The sequence below is a fragment of the Stenotrophomonas sp. LC732 genome (assembly GCF_052446685.1).
GTDB lineage: Bacteria > Pseudomonadota > Gammaproteobacteria > Xanthomonadales > Xanthomonadaceae > Stenotrophomonas > Stenotrophomonas muris.
In genome coordinates this window covers 3,428,658-3,447,890 of sequence record NZ_CP199214.1, presented here as the reverse complement: position 1 = coordinate 3,447,890, position 19,233 = coordinate 3,428,658, and the positions used below count along the sequence as shown (strand labels likewise).

Sequence of the window (19,233 nt, the reverse complement as noted above, 5' to 3'; positions counted from 1 at the left end):
AGCTGCACGCAATGATCGGTCGACTGCGCGGCATCGTCGCCTACAAGGCGCCGCCGTGGCTGGTGGTGGACGTGAACGGAGTGGGCTACGAACTGGAGGCGCCGATGAGCACCTTCTACGACCTACCCGAGCTCGGCCGCGAGGTCACCCTGTACACCCATTACTCGCAGAAGGAAGACAGCGTCTCGCTGTACGGCTTCCTGCGCGAGGGCGAGCGGCGCCTGTTCCGCGACGTGCAGAAGGTCAGCGGCATCGGCGCGAAGATCGCGCTGGCCGTGCTGTCCGGTGTCAGCGTCGAAGAATTCGCGCGCATGGTCCAGGCCGGCGACATCACCGCGCTGACCCGCATCCCGGGTATCGGCAAGAAGACCGCCGAACGCATGGTGCTGGAACTGCGTGACCGCGCGGCCCAGTTCGGTGCCGGCGGCGCGCTGCCCACCGGCAGTGGTCCGGCCCCGGCCGATCCGCTGTCCGATGCCACCGTGGCCCTGCAGCAGCTGGGCTACAAGCCGGCCGAAGCGGCCCGCATGGCCCGCGATGCCTTCAATGAAGGCGACGAAGTGGCCACCGTGATCCGCAAGGCGCTGCAGTCCGCGCTGCGCTGAACCGCGTCCCTTTCCCCCAACCTACCGCCTGAGCTTCGCCAGGAGTCCCATGTCCAGCAGTCAAACCCCGCACGCAGCCGCCCCCGGCGGCCATGGCCACGCCCCCTCCGCTGGAGGACTGGCGCTGGTCATCGGTGCGATCGGCGTGGTGTTCGGCGATATCGGTACCAGCCCGCTGTACACCCTGAAGGAAGCGTTCTCGCCACACTACGGGCTCAACAGCGACCACGACACCGTGCTGGGCGTGCTGTCGCTGGCGTTCTGGGCGCTGAACCTGGTGGTGACCCTGAAGTACGTCACCATCATCATGCGCGCCGACAACGATGGCGAAGGCGGCATCATGGCGCTGATGGCGTTGACCCAACGCACGCTGCGCAACGGCTCGCGCTCGGCTTATGTGGTGGGCATCCTCGGCATCTTCGGCGCCTCGCTGTTCTTCGGCGACGGCGTGATCACCCCGGCCATGTCCGTGCTCAGTGCGGTCGAAGGCCTGGAGGTGGCCGCGCCCGGACTTCATGTCTTCATCGTGCCGGTCACCCTGGTGGTGCTGCTGGCGGTGTTCGCCGCGCAACGCTTCGGTACCGAGAAGATCGGCAAGGCGTTCGGCCCGATCATGGCAATCTGGTTCGTGTCGCTGGCGGCAATCGGCATCTACAACATCGTCGATGCGCCCGAGGTGCTGAAGGCCTTCAACCCCTGGTGGGGCATCCGCTTCTTCATGGAGCACGGCTGGCACGGCATCTTCATTCTCGGTGCAGTGGTGCTGGCGGTGACCGGCGGCGAAGCGCTGTATGCGGACATGGGCCACTTCGGGCTGCGCCCGATCCGCCACGCCTGGTACTTCTTCGTGCTGCCGTGCCTGGTGCTGAACTACCTGGGGCAGGGCGCACTGGTGCTCAACCACCCCGAGGCCCTGAAGAATCCGTTCTTCGAGGCAGTGCCGTCGTGGGCGCTGTACCCGATGATCATCCTGGCCACCATGGCGGCGGTGATCGCCTCGCAGTCGGTCATCACCGGCGCATTCTCGGTCTCGCGCCAGGCCATGCAGCTGGGCTACATCCCGCGCATGCGCATCAAGCACACCTCGCACGACACCATCGGCCAGATCTACATCCCGGGCATCAACTGGGGCATTGCGGTGATGGTGTTCGGGCTGGTGCTGGCGTTCCGCAGTTCGTCCAACCTGGCCGTGGCGTACGGCATTTCGGTGTCGGCCACGATGCTGATCGACACCCTGCTGCTGGCCGTGGTGGCGCGGACGTTGTGGCCGAAGTCGCGTGGCTGGCTGCTGCCGCTGTGCGTGGTGTTCTTCATCATCGACCTCGGCTTCGTCATCGCCAACGGCGCCAAGCTGCTGCAGGGCGCCTGGTTCCCGGTGGTGCTGGGCATCTTCCTGTTCACCATGATGCGCACCTGGCGCCGTGGCCGCGAGCTGCTGCGCGACGAGATCCGCAAGGACGGCATCCGCCTGGATACCTTCCTGCCGGGCCTGATGCTGGCCCCGCCGGTGCGCGTGCCGGGCACCGCGGTGTTCCTCACCGCCGACCCGACCGTGGCGCCGCATGCGCTGATGCACAACCTCAAGCACAACAAGGTGCTGCACGAGCGCAACGTGTTCCTGCACGTGGAAACCCTGCCGATCCCGTATGCGATGGAAGGGCAGCGGCTGAAGATCGAATCGGTGGGTGACGAGTTCTACCGCGTCTACGTGCGCTTCGGCTTCATGGAGACCCCGGACGTGCCGCTGGCGCTGATGCGCTCGTGCGACCACGGTGGCATCTATTTTGATCCGATGGACACTACCTTCTTCGCCAGCCGCGAGACCATCGTCGCCACCGCCAACCGCGGCATGCCGATCTGGCGTGACAAGCTGTTCGCGCTGATGCATCGCAACGCCGCCCCGGCCACCGGCTTCTTCCGGATTCCGGGCAACCGCCTGGTCGAACTCGGGGCCCAGGTCGAGATCTGACGCGCGCGGGGTCGGATCCCTTTTCCGCAGGAAAAGGGCTCTGACCCCATGTTCCCGGTGTTCCGGTTCGGGGTCAGAGCCGTTTTCCTCTGGGAAACGGATCCGACCCCATACGCTTTTGCCGCATAATCAGCACATGACCGACGACCGCATCATCGGCGCCGGCGCCACCCGCGAGGATGACGCCGCCGACGCCAGCATCCGCCCCAGGCGCTTGGCCGACTACCTCGGCCAGGCCCCGGTGCGCGAGCAGCTGGAGATCTACATCGAAGCGGCCAAGGCCCGTGGCGACGCGCTCGACCATGTGCTGATCTTCGGGCCGCCCGGCCTGGGCAAGACCACGCTCAGCCACGTCATCGCCAACGAGCTGGGCGTGGCCCTGCGGGTGACCTCCGGCCCGGTGATCGAGAAGGCCGGCGACCTCGCTGCACTGCTGACCAACCTGCAGCCGCACGACGTGCTGTTCGTGGACGAGATCCACCGCCTGTCGCCGGTGGTCGAGGAAGTGCTGTACCCGGCGATGGAAGACTTCCAGATCGACATCATGATCGGCGAGGGCCCGGCGGCCCGCTCGATCAAGATCGACCTGCCGCCGTTCACCCTGATCGGCGCCACCACCCGCGCCGGCCTGCTGACCGCGCCGCTGCGCGACCGCTTCGGCATCGTCCAGCGCCTGGAGTTCTACAGCGTCGAAGAGCTGACCCGGATCGTGCGCCGTTCGGCCACCATCCTCGGCATCGACTGCACCGCCGATGGCGCCGGCGAGATCGCGCGCCGCGCGCGCGGCACCCCGCGTATCGCCAATCGCCTGCTGCGCCGCGTGCGCGACTACGCGCAGGTGAAGGCCGGCGGCCACATCGACGAGGCCGTGGCGCAGGCGGCGATGAAGATGCTCAAGGTCGATCCGGAGGGCTTCGACGAGCTCGACCGGCGCCTGCTCAAGACCCTGGTCGACTACTTCGACGGCGGCCCGGTCGGCATCGAATCGCTGGCCGCGGCGCTGTCCGAAGAGCGCGGCACGCTGGAAGACGTGGTCGAGCCGTACCTGATCCAGCAGGGCTTCCTGGTGCGTACCGCGCGCGGCCGCATGGCCACCCACAAGGCTTACCGGCACATGGGCCTGAAGCCGAAGAACCCGCCGCAGGACCTGTTCGCGGAGGTTCCCGATGTCGGTTGAGCCCCGATTCAGTTGGCCGACACGCATTTACTGGGAAGATACCGACGCAGGTGGCGTGGTCTACCACGCCCGCTACGTGGCCTTCATGGAACGGGCCCGGACCGAATGGATGCGTGCGCTCGGCTACGGCCAGGAGCGCATGCGCGCCGAGCACGGGATGGTCTTCGCGGTGCGCTCGATGCAGATGGATTTCATCAGGCCGGCACGGCTGGATGACACCCTGCAGGTGACTGCCCGCCTGGTCCAGCTGAAGAAGGCCAGCATGGTCTTCGACCAGCAGATCCTGCGCGACGGCGAGCTGCTGCTGTCCGCGCAGGTCCGCATCGCCGCACTGGAAGCGGCCAGTTTCCGCCCGCGTGGCATGGACGATGCCGTCCTTGCCGTGCTGCAACCCCACCTCCACCCCGAATCCGAACATTGAGGAACAACGGATGATCGCAACGCTCCTGGCCCTGCAGGCCACGGTCACCGAGGCACTGCCGGCCGACGTCAGCAACGCCGCGACACAGACCCTTGCCCAGGCCACCACCGGCGGCGGCATCAACTACCTCGAACTGATGGCCAAGGCCAGCCTGCCGGTGAAGATCATCGTGCTGCTGCTGCTGGTCGGCTCGTTCGTCAGCTGGGTGATCATTTTCCGCAAGGCCCGCGTGTTCAAGCAGGCCACCCGCGAAGCCGACGAGTTCGAGAACCGTTTCTGGTCCGGCGCCGACCTGGGCAAGCTGTACAGCGCAGCCACCGACCGCAGCCGCAGCGTGACCGGCCTGGAAGCCATCTTCGAAGCCGGTTTCCGCGAGTACACCCGCCTGCGCGACAAGCGCCGGCTGGATGGCCGTGCGCAGCTTGAAGGCGCGCAGCGCGCGATGCGCACCACCTATACCCGCGAAGTGGACCAGCTCGAGCGCAACCTGGAGCTGCTGGCCAACATCGGCTCGACTGCCCCGTACGTGGGCCTGGTCGGTACCGTGTTCGGCATCATGGTGACCATGCACGACATGATCAGCAGCGGTGCCCAGGCCGGTATCGCCGCCGTCGCGCCGGGCATCTCCGAGGCACTGTTCGCCACCGCCATCGGCCTGTTCGTGGCGATCCCGGCGGTGTGGGCCTACAACCGCTTCACCACCCGCGTGGAGCGCATGTCGGTGCGGTTCGAGACCTTCGCCGAAGAGTTCAGCTCCATCCTGCAGCGCCAGAGCGCTGGCGACGAGTAAGCGCCTGACCCGGGAGTCCAAGCCATGTCCGCTGCCATCGGTCGCCGCAAGCGCCGCAAGCTGAAATCGGAAATCAACGTCGTTCCCTACATCGACGTCATGCTGGTGCTGCTGATCATCTTCATGGTCACCGCACCGCTGCTCACCCTGAGCTTCGACGTCGACCTGCCGCAGTCCAACGCCAAGGCGCTGGAGAGCAAGCAGGACCCGGTGATCGTCTCGGTGCGCCAGGACGGCCAGCTCAGCCTGAAGCTGCCCGACGCCAAGGAGCCGGCCGCCGTGTCGGCCGAGGAACTGGAAGGCCGCCTGGCCGGCATCGCCGCCCAGGACAAGGGCGTGCGCGTGATCGTCGCCGCCGACCGCGCCGTGGCCTATGAGAAGGTCATTGCCGCGATGGACGTGATCAAGCGCGCCAAGGTAGACAAGGTAGGCCTGGCCACCGATGCACGCTGACGCCCTGCCACCCCCGCATCAGCGCGAACCCGGCTGGGGTCTGCCCCTGGCGCTGGCGTTGCTGGTGCACCTGCTGGTCGCGCTGGTCTTCATCGTGGCCTGGCTGTGGTCGCCCCAGCGCAACACCGATGCCGCCGCTGGCGACCCCTCGGTCGAGGCCAGCCTGGCGCTGTCCGCCTCCGAGGCGTCCGCCGCACGCCAGGCGCTGCGCCAGTCGGAGAAGCTGGAGGACCTGCCGCCGCCGGTCGCCGAGCCGATCCCGGTGCCGGAAGACACCATTCCGCCACCGCAGCCGATTCCCGAGCCGCGCCCGCAGGACGCGCCCACGCCCCAGCAGCAACAGGCGCAGGAGCGTGTTGCGCAGCCGGACACCAAGGACCAGGAAGCGGTGAGCGCACTGGCCATCTCGCAGGAGAAGGCCAAGCAGGAACAGGAAGCCAAGCGCCGCCAGGAGCAGATCGACCTGACCGAACGCAAGCGCCAGGAAGAAGCGGAGCAGAAGCTGCGCCTGGCCAAGCAGCAGGAAGCGGACGAGAAGAAGAAGCTGGCCGAGCAGGAGCGCGTCGCGGCTGACAAGGCCGAGGCCGAGAAGCAGAAGAAGATCGCCGAGATCCGTGCCCGCCGCGAGCAGGCCGAGAAGGAAGCCAAGCTGGCCGAGCGGAAGCTGCGCGAGGTCGCCGCCGCGCGCAATGCCGCAGGCAGTGCCGCTGCCGGCTCCAGCGGCGCTTCCCAGCCGGCGGCCGGTGGTGGTGGCAACAGCGACGATCTTTCAGCCAAGTACGCCGCAGCGATCCAGGCCAAGGTGCTGTCGCAGTGGGTGCGCCCGGATACGGTGCCGCTGGGCCAGCGTTGCCAGATCACCATCACCCAGATTCCGGGCGGCACGGTGATGCAGGCCAAGGTCAGCCCGAACTGCCCCTATGACGAGGCCGGCAAGCGTTCGATCGAGGCCGCGGTGCTCAATGCGCAGCCGTTGCCGTACCGCGGCTTCGAGTCGGTGTTCGCGCGTACGCTCAACTTCACCTTTACCGCCCAGGATCGCTGAGGCGGGCAGGGCAGGGGTGGCCTCGGGCCACTCCTGCCCACGGATGTCGCGCTTGCCTCTGGCGTGCTCGGTTTCGGCCGGGCAGGCTGCAGGCTGCTGTCGAACACCGCCCCGAGGGGCGGCGTGACCGGGGCAGGCAGGTGCGATGTTAGCCACGACGTTAACGGTGCGTGAGAGGACGGGCTGGAACTGACCCGGAATTCACGTACCCTTGGTTCATGATTGCGAAGCGGTTCACTCCCGCTTTGTTATCCCTCGTTCCGGTTTCCCCCTATTGAGCGCTCCATGAAAAAGATGCCTCGCTGGCTTGCCGTGTTTGCGGCCCTGTTGCTGCCCTTTGCTGCCGTCGCGCAGCAGAAGGGGCTGGATATCGACATCATCGGCGGCAATGCCTCCGCCCTGCCGATCACCATCGTGCCGATGCCCTACCAGGGTTCGTCGGCCGCTCCGCAGACCGACGTCGCCGGCGTGGTCCGCGCCGACCTGGAGCGTTCGGGCCAGTTCCGCACGCTGCCGGAAGCGCAGATCGTCGAGAAGCCCGTGCGTGGCGGTGACATCCAGTTCGCCACCTGGCGCGCGCTGAAGCAGAACTACATCGTGGTCGGCCGCGTGCTCGATGCCGGTGCCGGTGCCTACCGCGTCGAGTACGAACTGTTCGACGTGCCGAAGGGCGAGCGCCTGCTGGGCCTGGCGATGACCGCCCGTGGCAACGCCATGCGCGACGTCGCCCACCAGATGGCCGACGCCATCTACGAGAAGATCACCGGCGTGCGCGGCGCCTTCTGGACCCGCATCGCCTACGTGACCGCCAGCGGCAAGGGCGATGCCATGCGCTATGCGCTGATGGTGGCCGACTCCGACGGCTACAACCCGCAGACCATCGTGCGTTCGGCCGAGCCGCTGCTGTCGCCGTCGTGGAGCCCGGATGGCAGCAAGCTGGCCTACGTCAGCTTCGAGCGTGGCAATTCGGCGATCTACATCCAGAACATCGGCACCGGTGCGCGCGAACTGGTCACCAGCTTCCGCGGCATCAACAGCGCCCCGGCGTTCTCACCCGATGGCCGCAAGCTGGCCCTGACCCTGTCGCGTTCGGGCAACCCGGAAATCTACGTGATGGACCTGGGCAGCAAGCAGCTGACCCAGCTGACCAACCACTTCGCCATCGACACCGAGCCGACCTGGGCGCCGGATGGCAGCGCGGTGTACTTCACCTCCGACCGCGGCGGCCGCCCGCAGGTCTACAAGGTCGGCGCCGGTGGCGGCAGTGCCGAGCGCGTGACCTTCCAGGGCAACTACAATGCCAAGCCCTCGGTGTCCTACGACGGCAAGAAGATCGCCGTTGCGCAGGGCTCGGGCAACAGCTACAAGATCGCGATGATGGACAGCTCGCTGGGTTCGCCCCGCTGGAGCACGCTGTCCCCGGGTTCGCTGGATGAATCTCCGAGCTTTGCGCCCAACGCAAGCATGGTGTTGTACGCCGCCCGCGAGGGTGGCCGTGGTGTGCTGTACGCCGTTTCCGCCGATGCGCGCGTGCGCCAGCGGTTGGTTCTGGCTGACGGAGATGTGCGCGAACCGGCATGGTCCCCATACCGTACCCAGCGCTAAAAGAGTGTTAATATTTTCGCTGTCTTGAACCCCTCATCGGCCTAGGAGCCACAAAGGTATCGCCATGAACAAGTCCACCCGCGTTCTGCTTGTTTCCCTGCTGTCTGTGGCCGTCCTGGCCGGTTGCTCGAAGAAGGTGAAGGAAGAGCCGGCAACCCCGGTCGACACCGGCACCTCCACCACCACCCCGACCGGTCCGTCGACCTCCGGCCTGTACGGCCCGGGCGACCTGGACACCGACGCTTGCCTGCGCCAGCGCGTTGTCTACTTCGACCTGGACAAGGAAGACGTGAAGCCGGAATTCCAGGCCATCATGGCTTGCCACGCCAAGTACCTGCGTGACCGTCCGTCCTCGCGCATCACCCTGCAGGGCCACACCGACGAACGCGGTTCGCGCGCGTACAACCAGGCCCTGGGTGAGCGTCGTGGCAACGGCGTCAACTCGGCCCTGCAGGCCAACGGTGGCTCGGCTTCGCAGCTGACCGTCGTGTCCTACGGTGAAGAGCGTCCGGTCTGCACCGAGTCGAACGAGTCCTGCTGGTCGCAGAACCGTCGCGTCGAAATCGTCTACACCGCGCAGTAATCCATGCGCACTGGCATCAAACTGATGCTGGTCGTTGCGGCAGCCCTCGTGGCTGCCGCACCGGCGCATGCACAGCGACAGAGCCTGGCCGACCGTGTCGGCGCGCTCGAGCAGCAGATGTACAACAACAGCGCCAACCAGGACCTGTTGAACCAGATCAATCAGCTGCGGCAGCAGGTCACCAGCCTGCAGGCCTCGATCGAGCAGTTGCAGCACGACAACGCCCAGCTCAAGCAGTCCGCCCAGGACCAGTACCTGGATCTGGACAGCCGCCTGAACCGGTTGGAAGGGGGCAATGCCGCCCCGGCCCTGCCGCCCGTTCCGGCGAGCGCGCCGAAGGCCGCACCGGCCCCGGCAAAACCCGCAGCGGCGGCCACTTCCGAGCGGCCGCCTTCCGTCCACGGTGATGCCGGCAGTCTTGCCGCCACCGGCGACGAGCGCACCTCCTACAACGTCGCCTTCGATTCGCTGAAGGCCGGCAAGTACGATGATTCGGCGCAGTTGTTCCTGAGCTTCCTGCAGCTGTACCCGAACGGCGTCTACGCGCCGAACGCGCTGTACTGGCTGGGCGAGAGCTACTACGCCACCCGCAACTTCCCGATGGCCGAGACCCAGTTCCGCGAACTGCTCTCGCGCTATCCGACCCACGACAAGGCCGCCGGCGGCCTGCTCAAGGTCGGCCTCTCGCAGTATGGCGAGGGCAAGGTCGACCAAGCCCAGCAGACGCTGGAGGCCGTCGTGGCGCAGTACCCCGGCTCGGACGCCGCGCGCACCGCGCAGGACCGTCTGCAGTCCATCCGCCTCGGCAAGCAGATCCGCTGATCCGCTGACCCGGCGTACAATAGGTGCCCTGTAGAGCCGAGCCCACGCTCGGCTGCTTTCGTTTCCGGTTCGGCAAACCCGCCCGGATCCGGCAGCGCCGGGCCCTGTCTGCCCGGTTGTTTTCGTAGAGCCGAGCCATGATCGGCTGCGTTCGTTACCGGCCACGGTAGCCCACCCGCCACGTGTCCCACCAAGAAGTACCCGCCATGACCGCCGTTACTCCGTCCAGCGCCGCCGCCACGCCCAGTGAGATCGTGCAGTCACCCCTGCCACGCCTGAAGATCACCGAGATCTTCACCTCGCTGCAGGGCGAAGCCGATACCGCCGGCTGGCCAACCGTGTTCGTGCGCCTGACCGGCTGCCCGCTGCGTTGCCAGTACTGCGACACCGCCTATGCCTTCCACGGCGGCACCTGGTGGGATATCGACGACATCGTGGCCGAGGTGCTGGCCCAGGGCGTGCGCCACGTGTGCGTGACCGGTGGCGAGCCGTTGGCGCAGAAGCGCTGCCTGGTGCTGTTGGAAAAGCTGTGCGATGCCGGCATGGACGTCTCGCTGGAAACCTCCGGTGCGCTGGACGTCAGCGCGGTGGACCCGCGGGTGTCGCGCGTCGTCGACATCAAGACGCCGGGTTCGGCCGAAGCGGCCCGCAACCGCCTGGAAAACCTGCCGCTGCTGACCGCCCGCGACCAGATCAAGTTCGTCATCTGCAACCGCGAGGACTACGACTGGGCCAAGGCGATGGTCGCCGAGCACGGCCTGGTGCAGCGCTGCACCGTGTTCTTCTCGCCCAGCAAGGGCGAGATCACCGCGCGGCAGCTGGCCGACTGGATTGTCGAAGACCGGCTGCCGGTGCGCTTCCAGATGCAGTTGCATAAAATCCTGTGGAACGACGAGCCGGGCCGATGAGCAGGCGCAGCGTTCCCTGATGTAACTCCGGCGCGGGACAGCGTGCTGGCTTTCCCCTCCCAACCGGATGTTTTTCCCATGAAGAAGGCAGTCGTGCTTCTCTCCGGCGGCATGGATTCAGCCGCCGTCATCGCCATGGCCCAGGAACAGGGCTTCGCCGTGCATGCCCTGAGCGTGCGCTATGGCCAGCGCCATACCTCCGAACTGGACGCTGCCGCCCGCGTGGCCAAGGCCCAGGGCGTGGTCGCGCACAAGACCGTGGACGTGGACCTGCGCAGCATCGGCGGCTCGGCACTGACCGACGACATCGACGTGCCGGAGGCCGGCGGTGCCGGCATTCCGGTCACCTATGTACCGGCGCGCAACACCATCATGCTGTCGCTGGCCCTGGGCTGGGCCGAAGTGCTTGGCGCCAACGACATCTTCTGCGGCGTCAACGCCGTGGATTACTCCGGCTACCCGGACTGCCGCCCCGAGTTCGTGGCGGCGTTCCAGGCGCTGGCCAACCTGGCCACCAAGTCGGGCGTGGAAGGTGCGGGCATCAAGGTGCACGCACCGCTGCAGTTCCTCAGCAAGGGCCAGATCGTCAGCGAAGGCGTGCGCCTGGGCGTGGACTTCGGCCTGACCGTGTCCTGCTACAACGCCGACGCTCACGGCGCCGCCTGCGGTCATTGCGATGCCTGCCGCCTGCGCGCGCAGGGCTTTGCCGAGGCCGGCGTGCCCGACCCCACGCTGTACGCCTGACCGCGTCTGGTAGAGCCGGCCGCTGGCCGGCTTCACTGCAGGTGCGAACCGCCCCTTCTTGGTGGGTGCAAGCCCCCCCCTCTCGGTGGGTGCGCCCGCCCCCCTCTCGGTGGGTGCGAACCGTTGGTTCGCACTCCTTGACCTACCGGGCCTGCAACCATCCCGATGCCTCGATGAAGCCGCGCACCGCGTCCGGATCGGCGTAGTCCAGTTCGATCATCCGCGCGATGGCGGCCCCCTCGTCGGTCTGTTGGCGCATGTACTCCTGCGCGATGCGGTATCCGGCGTAGTAGCCCAGATCACTCACCCCGAACGGATTGCGCGCGCTGTTGTACAGCCAGTTGTCCAGGCTGTCACCGTGCATCTCGGCAAGGAAGCGCGTGCGGATTTGTGCCTCGTGCGCGGGCCCATAGGCGTACAGCGGCAGTGCCGGACGGCGACCGCTGATGCGCTCTGCCACGTATTCGGCCACGCCCTCGCGCACTGCGTACTGGGCCAGGCTGCCGGTGGTCTCGCGCTGCTGGGTATGCACGTACTCGTGCAGGTTGTTCTGCGCGTTGTTCGCACCGGGGCGGCTGTCGTAGAAGATCCGCAGGCGGCCGCGCATCGGCGCGGGCAGCTCGCTGACGTCCACGCGCTCATCGCCCAGCGCCATCTCCGCCCCGATCAACACCTTGTCGCCCAACGTGGTGCCGCCGGTACGCAGCACGCCCATCGCGTAGGTGATGGTGGCCGGACGCAGTGCAGGGTAGAGCGCGCGGAACGCGTCCAGGTCCCGGTCCAGCGTGGCGCTGGCCTGCTGCGCGTTCGCAGTCAACGGCCGTACCGAAGTCCAGAAGCGTGGCCATGACTGCATGGCCTCGGCGTATTCGCGGGCCGTGTAGTTGCGGACCTGCATCAGTGCATGCAGTCCGGGGCTGCCGGGATCGATGTAGCGTTGCTGGACCAGCACCACGCGGCGTTCGGCATCAGGTTCGGCGCGCACCGCGTCATAGGTGGCCCAGAAGCGGGCGATGTCGTCAGTGACGACCTGGGACGTCGAGGCCACTGCTGTGCAGGGCAACAGCAGGATGGCGATCAGACAGCAGGTGAGGCGCATCCGTGGCTCCGGGTGGTGAACATGGATGGGATGCGTGGAAGGCCCGGAAGGTTTAAGCGGGCTGACCCGACTGGGTAGTGCCGGCCGCTGACCGGGACACGCAACACCCCTGTACTTCGCGCGACCCGGCAAAGTAGGGTAGAATGCGGACCCCGCCGAAAGGCCGGGCGATGCATCGGGCCGTTAGCTCAGTCGGTAGAGCAGAAGACTTTTAATCTTTTGGTCGAAGGTTCGAATCCTTCACGGCCCACCAATTGCATCAACGACTTAGGCGCCCTTGCGGCGCCTTTTTCGTATCTCCGGAAAAATTGCCGGAAAAATTAAGTGGTTCCACGCTCAAGTGCGTTCCTCCTGCCGGGCGGTTGAACGACCGGCAGTTCATGGTCGTAGCGCTGCCGCATCGTTTCGGTAACGTGGCCGCCTGCAGCCTTGTTGTCCCCGTCCGTGATGCCCCGGTGTTTAAGCCCGTGCAGTGCGAAGCGCTCGCTCTTGGAGATCACCCCGACGCGAATCGCCTCGGTAATGAAGCGTTGCCAGGCACTGTCGAGGGCAGACTTGGTGATGGGATCGCCACCTCGCTCCACCAGCAAGAACCTGTCGCTAGCGCGCAGCGGAACAGGGCGCACGCGGCCCTTCCGGTTCCAGATGCGGTGGCGCCGCGCCAGCAGCTGATCCCACGCCTCGATCATCGCCTCATCCCATTCCGTTACGTTGTCACGCGACCCTTTGCGGCGATTGCTATGTACCCCCTCGACCTGGCGGTGCGCGTCAGTCAGTGTGCAGACCTCGATGCCGCGTAGGCGGACGCTGTAGGCCAGGATCATCACCGGGGCCAGGTAGTCGGGAAAGCTGCCCTTGGCATTGGCGGGAAGCGCGCCCCGTTCGCGCGCGAACGCCAGCACTGCGCGAAACGCTTCCTGCGACGGCATGCGTGCGTCGCCGCGTTCTTTTGCCTGGCGTACGCCTTTGGCAGGGTTGGTCTTGCAGTAGCCCATTCGTACACCCCACGAAAGGGTGAGCCGTAGGTAACGGTGCAAATGATTGGCCTTGCTGGGGTACGCGGGTAAGGCGGGCTGGGTGCGATTCGCTGGGCGGCCTGCAGCAAATGTCTCCACCAGCCGTTGCACGACAGGCGTTGTGATGCGTTCGACCTGGATAGATCCCAGCAGGGTCCCATCCTTTCTAACGTAGTTCGCCAACACCTCGGCGTAGCCCAGGTAGTTCCTGCGGGTGCCGGCGGCGAGTCGTTTGAAATCGCTCGATTCGTGGTAGCGGTCGAAGAGAAAGCGTAGCGTGCCGCGTCCTACGCCTGTGCGCATCTCTTCCACGATGGCGTGCAGATCGGACAGACGGGCGCTGGCGTGGGCGACCGTACGCTTTATGCGCCGGCCACCCTCCGCGTGATCTTCGTAGACGAACCAGCGGTCGTCGTGCCAGTAGATCCCCTTCGGCAATGCGTCCTGCTCGATGTGCCCAGGTATGGCCGGGTTGAACTTCCTTTTTCTGCCGCGTGTCATCAGATGTTGTCCTCTTCCCTTACGTCTTCGGGCTGCGGATCGATCAATCCCAGCGCGGCGTTCACCGCGTCGAGGGTGGTCCAGATTCCGCCTCGGCGGTCGTATTTGTAGCGGATGCCTTCCCTGTCTGCCCAGCGGCGGACGGTGACGGCCCTTGGGGGTGGGCCGCCGGGAGCGCAGATCCGCTGCAAGTCTGTGAAGTGGAGGATCTGCGCCATGCTCAACCTCTGCCTGCGGCGAACAATTTCATCTGTAACACGTTGTTCGGCAAGGGTTCCTCCACTGCCGCGGCGGTCGGCTGCAGGCCGTGTTGCTTGTGCCAGTGCGCCCACGCCAGGTCGAACGTTGGGTGCTTCGCCGTGGTACTGCAACGGCATTCGATGAGATGGCCGCCGCCCGCGCCCTCGCGACGTAGATCGTGGATGTACCGCGCCGGGTGGTTATCCGGGCAAGCGGGGAGGGGGCGCAGTGGCGTCTTCTGCCGCTGTGTCATGCGGCCTCCCGCGCGCCGTCACAAACCACACAGGGTGCGGCCAGCGCGGACGCCACGGCGACGATGTACGCACCCTGGGCGAAGGGGCTGGTACCGGCCAAGATGTCGGCGGCGACGTGAGGAAGGCCAGCGCTCTCGAACTCAGCGGCGAGGAATCGGCGGGCGGCGTCGATATCAACCATGGGCCACCTCCCGGCGCACAGCCATGGGAGTACGGCGGCGCAGCGCCTGCGGGATCTGGCCCACGGCCAGGCCGCTGTGCCGGCGGCGGGGTGGGCGGGTCTGCCACATCTTGAGCATGGCGGCGCCAGCGCCCGGCAGCAGCACGCACATGGCCAGCAGTGCAACGAAATCAGCCATTGGCCACCTCCTGCGCAGCCTGCGCCACGGCAGCGGCGGTTGCCCGCTTGCCGGGCAGCATATTGGCCACTTCGTAGGGGAACGGAATGCGGTTGGCCAGGTCGGCAAGCTCGGGCGAAATCCACCTGGTCTCGTCGTTGAAGTCGTTTCCCTTCACCAGTTCCCAGCCCTTCCTGCTGCCCCTGCGGCGCTCGAACACGCACTGCGCGATCTTGGCCGGTCCCATGTTCAGCATCGCCGTGGCGATGACGCGGTTGTGGGTGATATGGAGGGTGACCGTAGCGCTGGCGTCGGAATCACCGTCTGCCACAGCATTCACACAGTTATGCACACCCGTGATAGCCTCCGCTCCGGGTCCGGTGCTGGAATCCAGCGACTTTGCGAGGGTGGTCATGGCTTGGCCTGTCATCTGTTGCATGGTTCTCTCCTGAACTTCGTTGGTGGATGGCCTTGGGGGCGGTGTTGGCGCACTCCCCGCCGGGCCTTTGCTGTTGCTGCGGGTCTACTTCTGGAACACCCAGCACTTCACGGTGCTGCTGAGCATCGGGGTGGAACGAATCGCGCTGTTGACGGCGGTGTTGGCGCTCACGAACTTGTGACGCTTGGACTCAACCAGCAGTCGGCGCAGGTCGCCAATGTCAGGCACCTGCTGGCCGTAGTAGCCCGCCTTCTGAATGAACTCGTTGAGGTTTATGGCGATGCGGGTGTCGTCGCGCGAGTGGTTCAGCACGGTTCGCCTGTCGCCACTGGCCTGCATCTCGATGTACTCGTACGCATCCCAGAACTCGGAGACGATGCGGTGATCGGCGCCTATGGCGTCCTGACGTTCGGTGGCCATCTTGACCAGGGCGTCTCGGGTCTCGCGCACCATGTGTTCCGGCAGGTTGACCACCAGCCGTAGCGCATCGAGCAGGGCAAGCATCTGCGCGTGGTTCTTGATGATGCGCTCGACGCGCAGCTCTTTCTCCTCGCGCAACCTGGCTTCGTAGAACCGAACGCGCTCGGCGAACTTCTCCATCACGGCGGTTTCCGCCTTGAGCGCTGCCAGCAGGAAGTAGCTCAGCTTCTCAACCGGTAGCGCATTGAGATTGTCCGCAGCCTGCCGGCTCTCGGTCGTCGCAGTCGGTTTCTTGAAATGCAGCTTCACGATGCGCGTGAGAATGGCTTCGCTACCATCAACAGGCGCGTTCTGGCTGATGACGATGGTTCCCTGGAACGGCGGCTCGTAGGTTTCGTTGCCGCCGTTGCGCACACCGCGCGTGGCCAGGGTGCCGCCGCCGTAGTAGTCCTTCAGTTCGTCCCACTCGAACGATTTGGCGTGCGCCTTGTCCCCGTTGTCGCTGCGGTCTGCTTCCAGCAGCACAATGGGCATGCCGGAAATCTGCCCCATGGCGCGGGCGCGGCCGGCCTTCGTGGACTTGGCGGGGTCAAAGCCTTCATGGTCGGCGCGGGCGAGCAGCTTCCATAGGAAGTTGAGCAGCGTGGTCTTGCCGGCGCCGGCCTCGCCCGTGGCTTCCAAGAACGGGAACGACTTGTGACTGCTGCGGATCTGATTGGCGTACAGCGAGCCGAACCAGAACGTGAGGGCCACGATCCCGTGCGTGCCAAAGCACGTCCAGAGCCAGGCAAGCCAGTCGGTGGAGTAGTTTTCGTGATCGCGCTGGATGTCCATGCGGATCGACCGCTGCGTGGTCTTGATGCGCAGCTTGTTGAACTCGAAGTAGTCCTCGGCGTTGGCGAGGGTCACCTCGCCGGCGCGCACGGCCAGGTCAGGGAAGATGTATGCCTTATGCTCGGGGCTGTACCCGACGAAGTCGACCGTGTCGACCTTTTTGATGTTGAACAGCTGGTCTTCCATCATCCGGTCCAGCTGCTGGCCGCTACCGCTGAACACAGCACCCTGGGCAAGGCTGATGATGCGCTTCTTGAACTCGGTGGCACTGGCCACCTGGGCGCCGGTGAAGGTGCCCTTTACCGATGGCGCGTCGTGCGGGAAGTCAACGCGGAAGTAGTACCAGCTTTCGTCGGTCGCTTCGTGGCGCTGGAAGTAGAGCGCCTCGGGGTAACAGTTGGCGATCTGCTGCACCGACGCGCAGGCGCGCTGGATCTTGGCCACCGCCTCATCGCTGAGCGTGCCTTCTTCGTCGTCGGGGTTCTTCTCCCGCATCATCTTGTCGAAGCGCACCGCGTCGAACTCGAACCAGAACAGGCGCGAGGCGAACTCGATGTGGAACTCGGTCTTCTGCTCGCGCTGGTAGATCACCAACCCCTTGTCGACGGCCGTTCGGGCCATCAGCACCGCGCCATTGTGGCGCGCCTGGTCGAGGTCGGCCTGCCACTGTGCGTCGCCGTCCTCCGCCGCCTGCGCACGCAGGTGCAGATCGTTCCAGTCGGTCTTCTTCTCGCCCACCTGCTCGATCTGCGCGGCCATGCAGCGATAGCCCAGCTTCTCGGCCCGGCGAGCGTGCTTGATGGTGTAGGCGCGTGCGGCCGGCTCGTTGTCCAGACCCCACACCAGCACCGGCAGATCGTTGGGACGTGCGGCCTTCAGTTCCTTGAGGGACAGTTCGGGATAGGCGTTGCTCGACATGGCGGCAACGGCGCAGATGCCGCGCTGCAGGAGCGCGATGGCGTCGAAGATGCCCTCCACGATCCAGACCTCGCGGGCGGTGCGCAGCTGATCCTGTGCGGCAGCACCCCACCACACGCCCGCGTAGCTCTCACCCGGCGCAAAGCGGGCCTTCTGCTTGCCGAAGCGGTGAGGGCGGTCGATCAACCGCTCCCACCATCCGCCCTTGACCAGCGGGAACCGCACCGTGGCGGTACCCTCGCGCTTCGTGCGGTCGTAGTAGCTTTCCTGCGTATACAGGCCGCGCAGGGGCTTTACGTTGAAGCCGCGGCCGGTGGCCAGGTAGGCGTCAGCGGCAGCATGCGGCGCCTGTGGCGTCTGCGGGTTGCTCTTGGAGTAGTCGTCGAACAGGTCATCGTAGAGGTCGCGCACGCGCACCTCTTGCCCGCACTTGGCCTGTCGGCCACAGCGCAGCACCCACGGCTTGAGGTAGCTGGTGTAAAGCTCCTTCTTGCCGCAGTGGGGGCACTTGCCCCCGCGCATGTACTCGGTGCCGCTGCGGTGCTTGAGGCCATAGTCGCGCTGGATGCGCGACAGTACCTGTTGGCGGATTTCCTCTTGCATGACGGCTCAGCCTTCGTTCGCCGCGTGAGCGGCGGTGCGGTGGTGTTGCATGGTTCTCTCCTGACCGTCCCCGATGGCGTTGGCGCGCTACCGAGGGCGGAGTGGTGCATTACTCAACGGCGGGGCGGGACCGGCCGATGATCGCGGCGAGGTCTTCGGCCATGTACTGCGCGACGGCGGAGGTGTGATCGGCCTCGATCTCCAGCATCTTTGCCGCCTCGCTCGGCAGCTTGGCCAGCAACGCGGCTGCGTCGGCGATGCGGCACAGTCGCAGGTAGTCGGCGCTGCCGATGACCTGCGCACCGCGATCTACGCTTGCGGGTGGCCCAGGATTGCGCGCAGGTGGGACGTGCCCGTTGCGGCCGGCCATCAGTTCACCCCGCCTGGGTAGGCTTCGCCCGTGCGCAGCCACTGGAAAAAGCGCTCGGTCTCGCCCTTGGCGAGCAGGTAGACGACGGTTCCGATCTGGATACCCCCGGTAGCGGTCCTGAGCACATTCCGAGAGTGATGCGCGGTGAAGGTCGCTGCGGTGTCCGACTCGATGTGTATCAGGGCCAGAAACAGGATCTTGTGCTGGTCGAACGAGGCACGCAGGCCGAAGCCGGGAATCTGCGTCTCCAGCAGGATGACAGGGCGCAGGCAGGGGGCGGGGATGGTCACGTTGTTGGGCGGCGCCATCAGTGCGCCCCCTGGCTGTCAGCGCCGCGACCGTGCCTGCGGGCATCGCACTGTGCGGTATAGGCCATCAGCACGTCGCCCAGGGTGATGGTGAGCGGGGACACGCCCACACCGACCAGCCGGGCGATGAACGCCTGATAGTCTTCGTTGGGCCATTCGAGGGTGTCGGCGATCAGGCCGAAGGCGAGCGAAATCTGACGCGCGGCAGCGTTGCCGGGCGTGGAAGGGGCGCCGTGGGTCACGGTGACGTCTCCTGACTTGAGATTGAAATCTCGGGGAGACGTTCTTAGGCGTCGCACCGAGGGTGTCGGGAGGCTAAGAACCGGAGTCAGACCGGCGGGCAGTTTTCCCCTTGCGGGTGTTGTATAGCTGCCGCCCTCCCGACGCAGGAAAGCGTCGGCGCGCACGAAAAGCAGGCGCAAAAAAACCGCGATGCTGACGGGCGCGGATACCGCTGACTTGGAGTTCTTAGGCTCCGTGCGGCAGATCCTGCTCCCCGTCCGTGGGGAAGTCAAGTAAATCTGTGTAGAAATGTGCAGATTGGTTGAAGCTGCGGACAGGCTCATGCGGACACCTGTGCAGCAGCCGTCGAAGGCAGCACGACATACGCGCCGCCCGCTGCGATGTGGGCCTCGACCAGGGTGCGAAGCTCGGCAGCGTCGCGCTGCTTCCGCGCGAATGGCACGTACTCGATCCCAGCCGGTGCGGTGACGAAACTCGGCTGCATCGCCGAGGACCATCCATCAAATTGTGTCTTGTGGCGCATCACGG

Annotated in this window: 23 protein-coding genes and 1 tRNA gene; 13 read left to right on the top strand and 11 right to left on the bottom strand. The window is 66.0% G+C overall.

The window, feature by feature from the left end; genetic code table 11:
* Positions 1 to 11: 11 nt before the first annotated feature.
* The 12 genes from ruvA to queC all read left to right on the top strand — a co-directional run bounded on the left by ruvA (position 12) and on the right by queC (position 11,122).
* Positions 12 to 605, top strand: coding sequence for a Holliday junction branch migration protein RuvA (ruvA, locus tag ACT6SE_RS16460; RefSeq protein ID WP_014648163.1), 594 nt, complete (start codon positions 12 to 14; stop codon positions 603 to 605).
* 49 nt (positions 606 to 654) lie between these two features.
* Positions 655 to 2,574, top strand: coding sequence for a potassium transporter Kup (locus ACT6SE_RS16455; protein WP_014648162.1), 1,920 nt, complete (start codon positions 655 to 657; stop codon positions 2,572 to 2,574).
* Positions 2,575 to 2,710: 136 nt separating this feature from the next.
* Positions 2,711 to 3,751, top strand: a complete 1,041-nt coding sequence (gene ruvB, locus ACT6SE_RS16450; RefSeq protein WP_014648161.1) for a Holliday junction branch migration DNA helicase RuvB — start codon at positions 2,711 to 2,713, stop codon at positions 3,749 to 3,751.
* A complete protein-coding gene (gene ybgC / locus ACT6SE_RS16445; protein ID WP_014648160.1) occupies positions 3,741 to 4,172 on the top strand; it encodes a tol-pal system-associated acyl-CoA thioesterase in 432 nt (143 codons plus the stop codon). The genes ruvB and ybgC overlap by 11 nt, the downstream gene beginning before the upstream one ends.
* Positions 4,173 to 4,182: 10 nt before the next feature.
* Positions 4,183 to 4,962, top strand: coding sequence for a protein TolQ (tolQ, locus tag ACT6SE_RS16440; protein WP_005410752.1), 780 nt, complete (start codon positions 4,183 to 4,185; stop codon positions 4,960 to 4,962).
* Positions 4,963 to 4,986: 24 nt separating this feature from the next.
* On the top strand, positions 4,987 to 5,415 hold the full coding sequence (gene tolR / locus ACT6SE_RS16435) for a protein TolR (RefSeq protein WP_006438804.1): 429 nt from the start codon (positions 4,987 to 4,989) through the stop codon (positions 5,413 to 5,415).
* Positions 5,405 to 6,460: a cell envelope integrity protein TolA gene (tolA, locus tag ACT6SE_RS16430; protein ID WP_046432159.1), complete on the top strand. Its 1,056-nt coding sequence runs from the start codon at positions 5,405 to 5,407 to the stop codon at positions 6,458 to 6,460. Before tolR ends, tolA begins: the two co-directional genes overlap by 11 nt.
* Before the next feature lie 285 nt (positions 6,461 to 6,745).
* Positions 6,746 to 8,065: a Tol-Pal system beta propeller repeat protein TolB gene (gene tolB, locus ACT6SE_RS16425; protein ID WP_014038220.1), complete on the top strand. Its 1,320-nt coding sequence runs from the start codon at positions 6,746 to 6,748 to the stop codon at positions 8,063 to 8,065.
* A 64-nt stretch (positions 8,066 to 8,129) separates the two neighbouring features.
* Complete coding sequence (gene pal, locus ACT6SE_RS16420) at positions 8,130 to 8,648, top strand: peptidoglycan-associated lipoprotein Pal (protein WP_014648158.1); 519 nt, start codon at positions 8,130 to 8,132, stop codon at positions 8,646 to 8,648.
* Between the two features lie 3 nt (positions 8,649 to 8,651).
* Complete coding sequence (ybgF, locus tag ACT6SE_RS16415) at positions 8,652 to 9,470, top strand: tol-pal system protein YbgF (RefSeq protein WP_014648157.1); 819 nt, start codon at positions 8,652 to 8,654, stop codon at positions 9,468 to 9,470.
* Between the two features lie 206 nt (positions 9,471 to 9,676).
* Positions 9,677 to 10,378, top strand: a complete 702-nt coding sequence (gene queE / locus ACT6SE_RS16410) for a 7-carboxy-7-deazaguanine synthase QueE (protein WP_046432157.1) — start codon at positions 9,677 to 9,679, stop codon at positions 10,376 to 10,378.
* Positions 10,379 to 10,456: 78 nt separating this feature from the next.
* The gene (queC, locus tag ACT6SE_RS16405) at positions 10,457 to 11,122 is read left to right on the top strand and encodes a 7-cyano-7-deazaguanine synthase QueC (protein WP_032958954.1); all 666 of its coding nucleotides are present in this window, start codon (positions 10,457 to 10,459) and stop codon (positions 11,120 to 11,122) included.
* Positions 11,123 to 11,264: 142 nt separating this feature from the next.
* On the opposite strand, the gene ACT6SE_RS16400 is transcribed toward queC, so the two are convergent.
* On the bottom strand, positions 11,265 to 12,221 hold the full coding sequence (locus ACT6SE_RS16400) for a DUF2268 domain-containing putative Zn-dependent protease (protein WP_046432155.1): 957 nt from the start codon (positions 12,219 to 12,221) through the stop codon (positions 11,265 to 11,267).
* Positions 12,222 to 12,398: 177 nt separating this feature from the next.
* Here ACT6SE_RS16400 and ACT6SE_RS16395 point away from each other — a divergent pair.
* Positions 12,399 to 12,474: transfer RNA gene (locus ACT6SE_RS16395), tRNA-Lys, on the top strand.
* 67 nt (positions 12,475 to 12,541) lie between these two features.
* Here the strand turns inward: ACT6SE_RS16395 and ACT6SE_RS16390 are convergent.
* The 10 genes from ACT6SE_RS16390 to ACT6SE_RS16345 all read right to left on the bottom strand — a co-directional run bounded on the left by ACT6SE_RS16390 (position 12,542) and on the right by ACT6SE_RS16345 (position 19,228).
* Positions 12,542 to 13,738, bottom strand: a complete 1,197-nt coding sequence (locus ACT6SE_RS16390; RefSeq protein WP_130767804.1) for a site-specific integrase — start codon at positions 13,736 to 13,738, stop codon at positions 12,542 to 12,544.
* Positions 13,738 to 13,956, bottom strand: coding sequence for a hypothetical protein (locus ACT6SE_RS16385; protein ID WP_130767805.1), 219 nt, complete (start codon positions 13,954 to 13,956; stop codon positions 13,738 to 13,740). The genes ACT6SE_RS16390 and ACT6SE_RS16385 overlap by 1 nt, the downstream gene beginning before the upstream one ends.
* Positions 13,957 to 14,227: 271 nt before the next feature.
* Entirely contained in the window at positions 14,228 to 14,413 is a 186-nt protein-coding gene (locus ACT6SE_RS16380; protein WP_130767807.1) for a hypothetical protein, read from the bottom strand.
* Entirely contained in the window at positions 14,406 to 14,591 is a 186-nt protein-coding gene (locus ACT6SE_RS16375; RefSeq protein ID WP_130767808.1) for a hypothetical protein, read from the bottom strand. Before ACT6SE_RS16375 ends, ACT6SE_RS16380 begins: the two co-directional genes overlap by 8 nt.
* A complete protein-coding gene (locus tag ACT6SE_RS16370) occupies positions 14,584 to 15,009 on the bottom strand; it encodes a hypothetical protein (protein ID WP_130767809.1) in 426 nt (141 codons plus the stop codon). Before ACT6SE_RS16370 ends, ACT6SE_RS16375 begins: the two co-directional genes overlap by 8 nt.
* A gap of 84 nt (positions 15,010 to 15,093) precedes the next feature.
* Positions 15,094 to 17,784: a toprim domain-containing protein gene (locus ACT6SE_RS16365; RefSeq protein ID WP_444811031.1), complete on the bottom strand. Its 2,691-nt coding sequence runs from the start codon at positions 17,782 to 17,784 to the stop codon at positions 15,094 to 15,096.
* Between the two features lie 109 nt (positions 17,785 to 17,893).
* Positions 17,894 to 18,154, bottom strand: a complete 261-nt coding sequence (locus ACT6SE_RS16360) for a hypothetical protein (RefSeq protein ID WP_444811030.1) — start codon at positions 18,152 to 18,154, stop codon at positions 17,894 to 17,896.
* Positions 18,154 to 18,462, bottom strand: a complete 309-nt coding sequence (locus ACT6SE_RS16355; RefSeq protein WP_130767812.1) for a hypothetical protein — start codon at positions 18,460 to 18,462, stop codon at positions 18,154 to 18,156. Before ACT6SE_RS16355 ends, ACT6SE_RS16360 begins: the two co-directional genes overlap by 1 nt.
* Positions 18,462 to 18,704, bottom strand: a complete 243-nt coding sequence (locus tag ACT6SE_RS16350; RefSeq protein WP_130767813.1) for a hypothetical protein — start codon at positions 18,702 to 18,704, stop codon at positions 18,462 to 18,464. Before ACT6SE_RS16350 ends, ACT6SE_RS16355 begins: the two co-directional genes overlap by 1 nt.
* Before the next feature lie 320 nt (positions 18,705 to 19,024).
* Positions 19,025 to 19,228 carry a hypothetical protein gene (locus ACT6SE_RS16345; protein ID WP_245003214.1) on the bottom strand — a complete coding sequence of 68 codons (204 nt, stop codon included), beginning with the start codon at positions 19,226 to 19,228 and terminating at the stop codon, positions 19,025 to 19,027.
* Between the last annotated feature and the right edge of the window lie 5 nt (positions 19,229 to 19,233).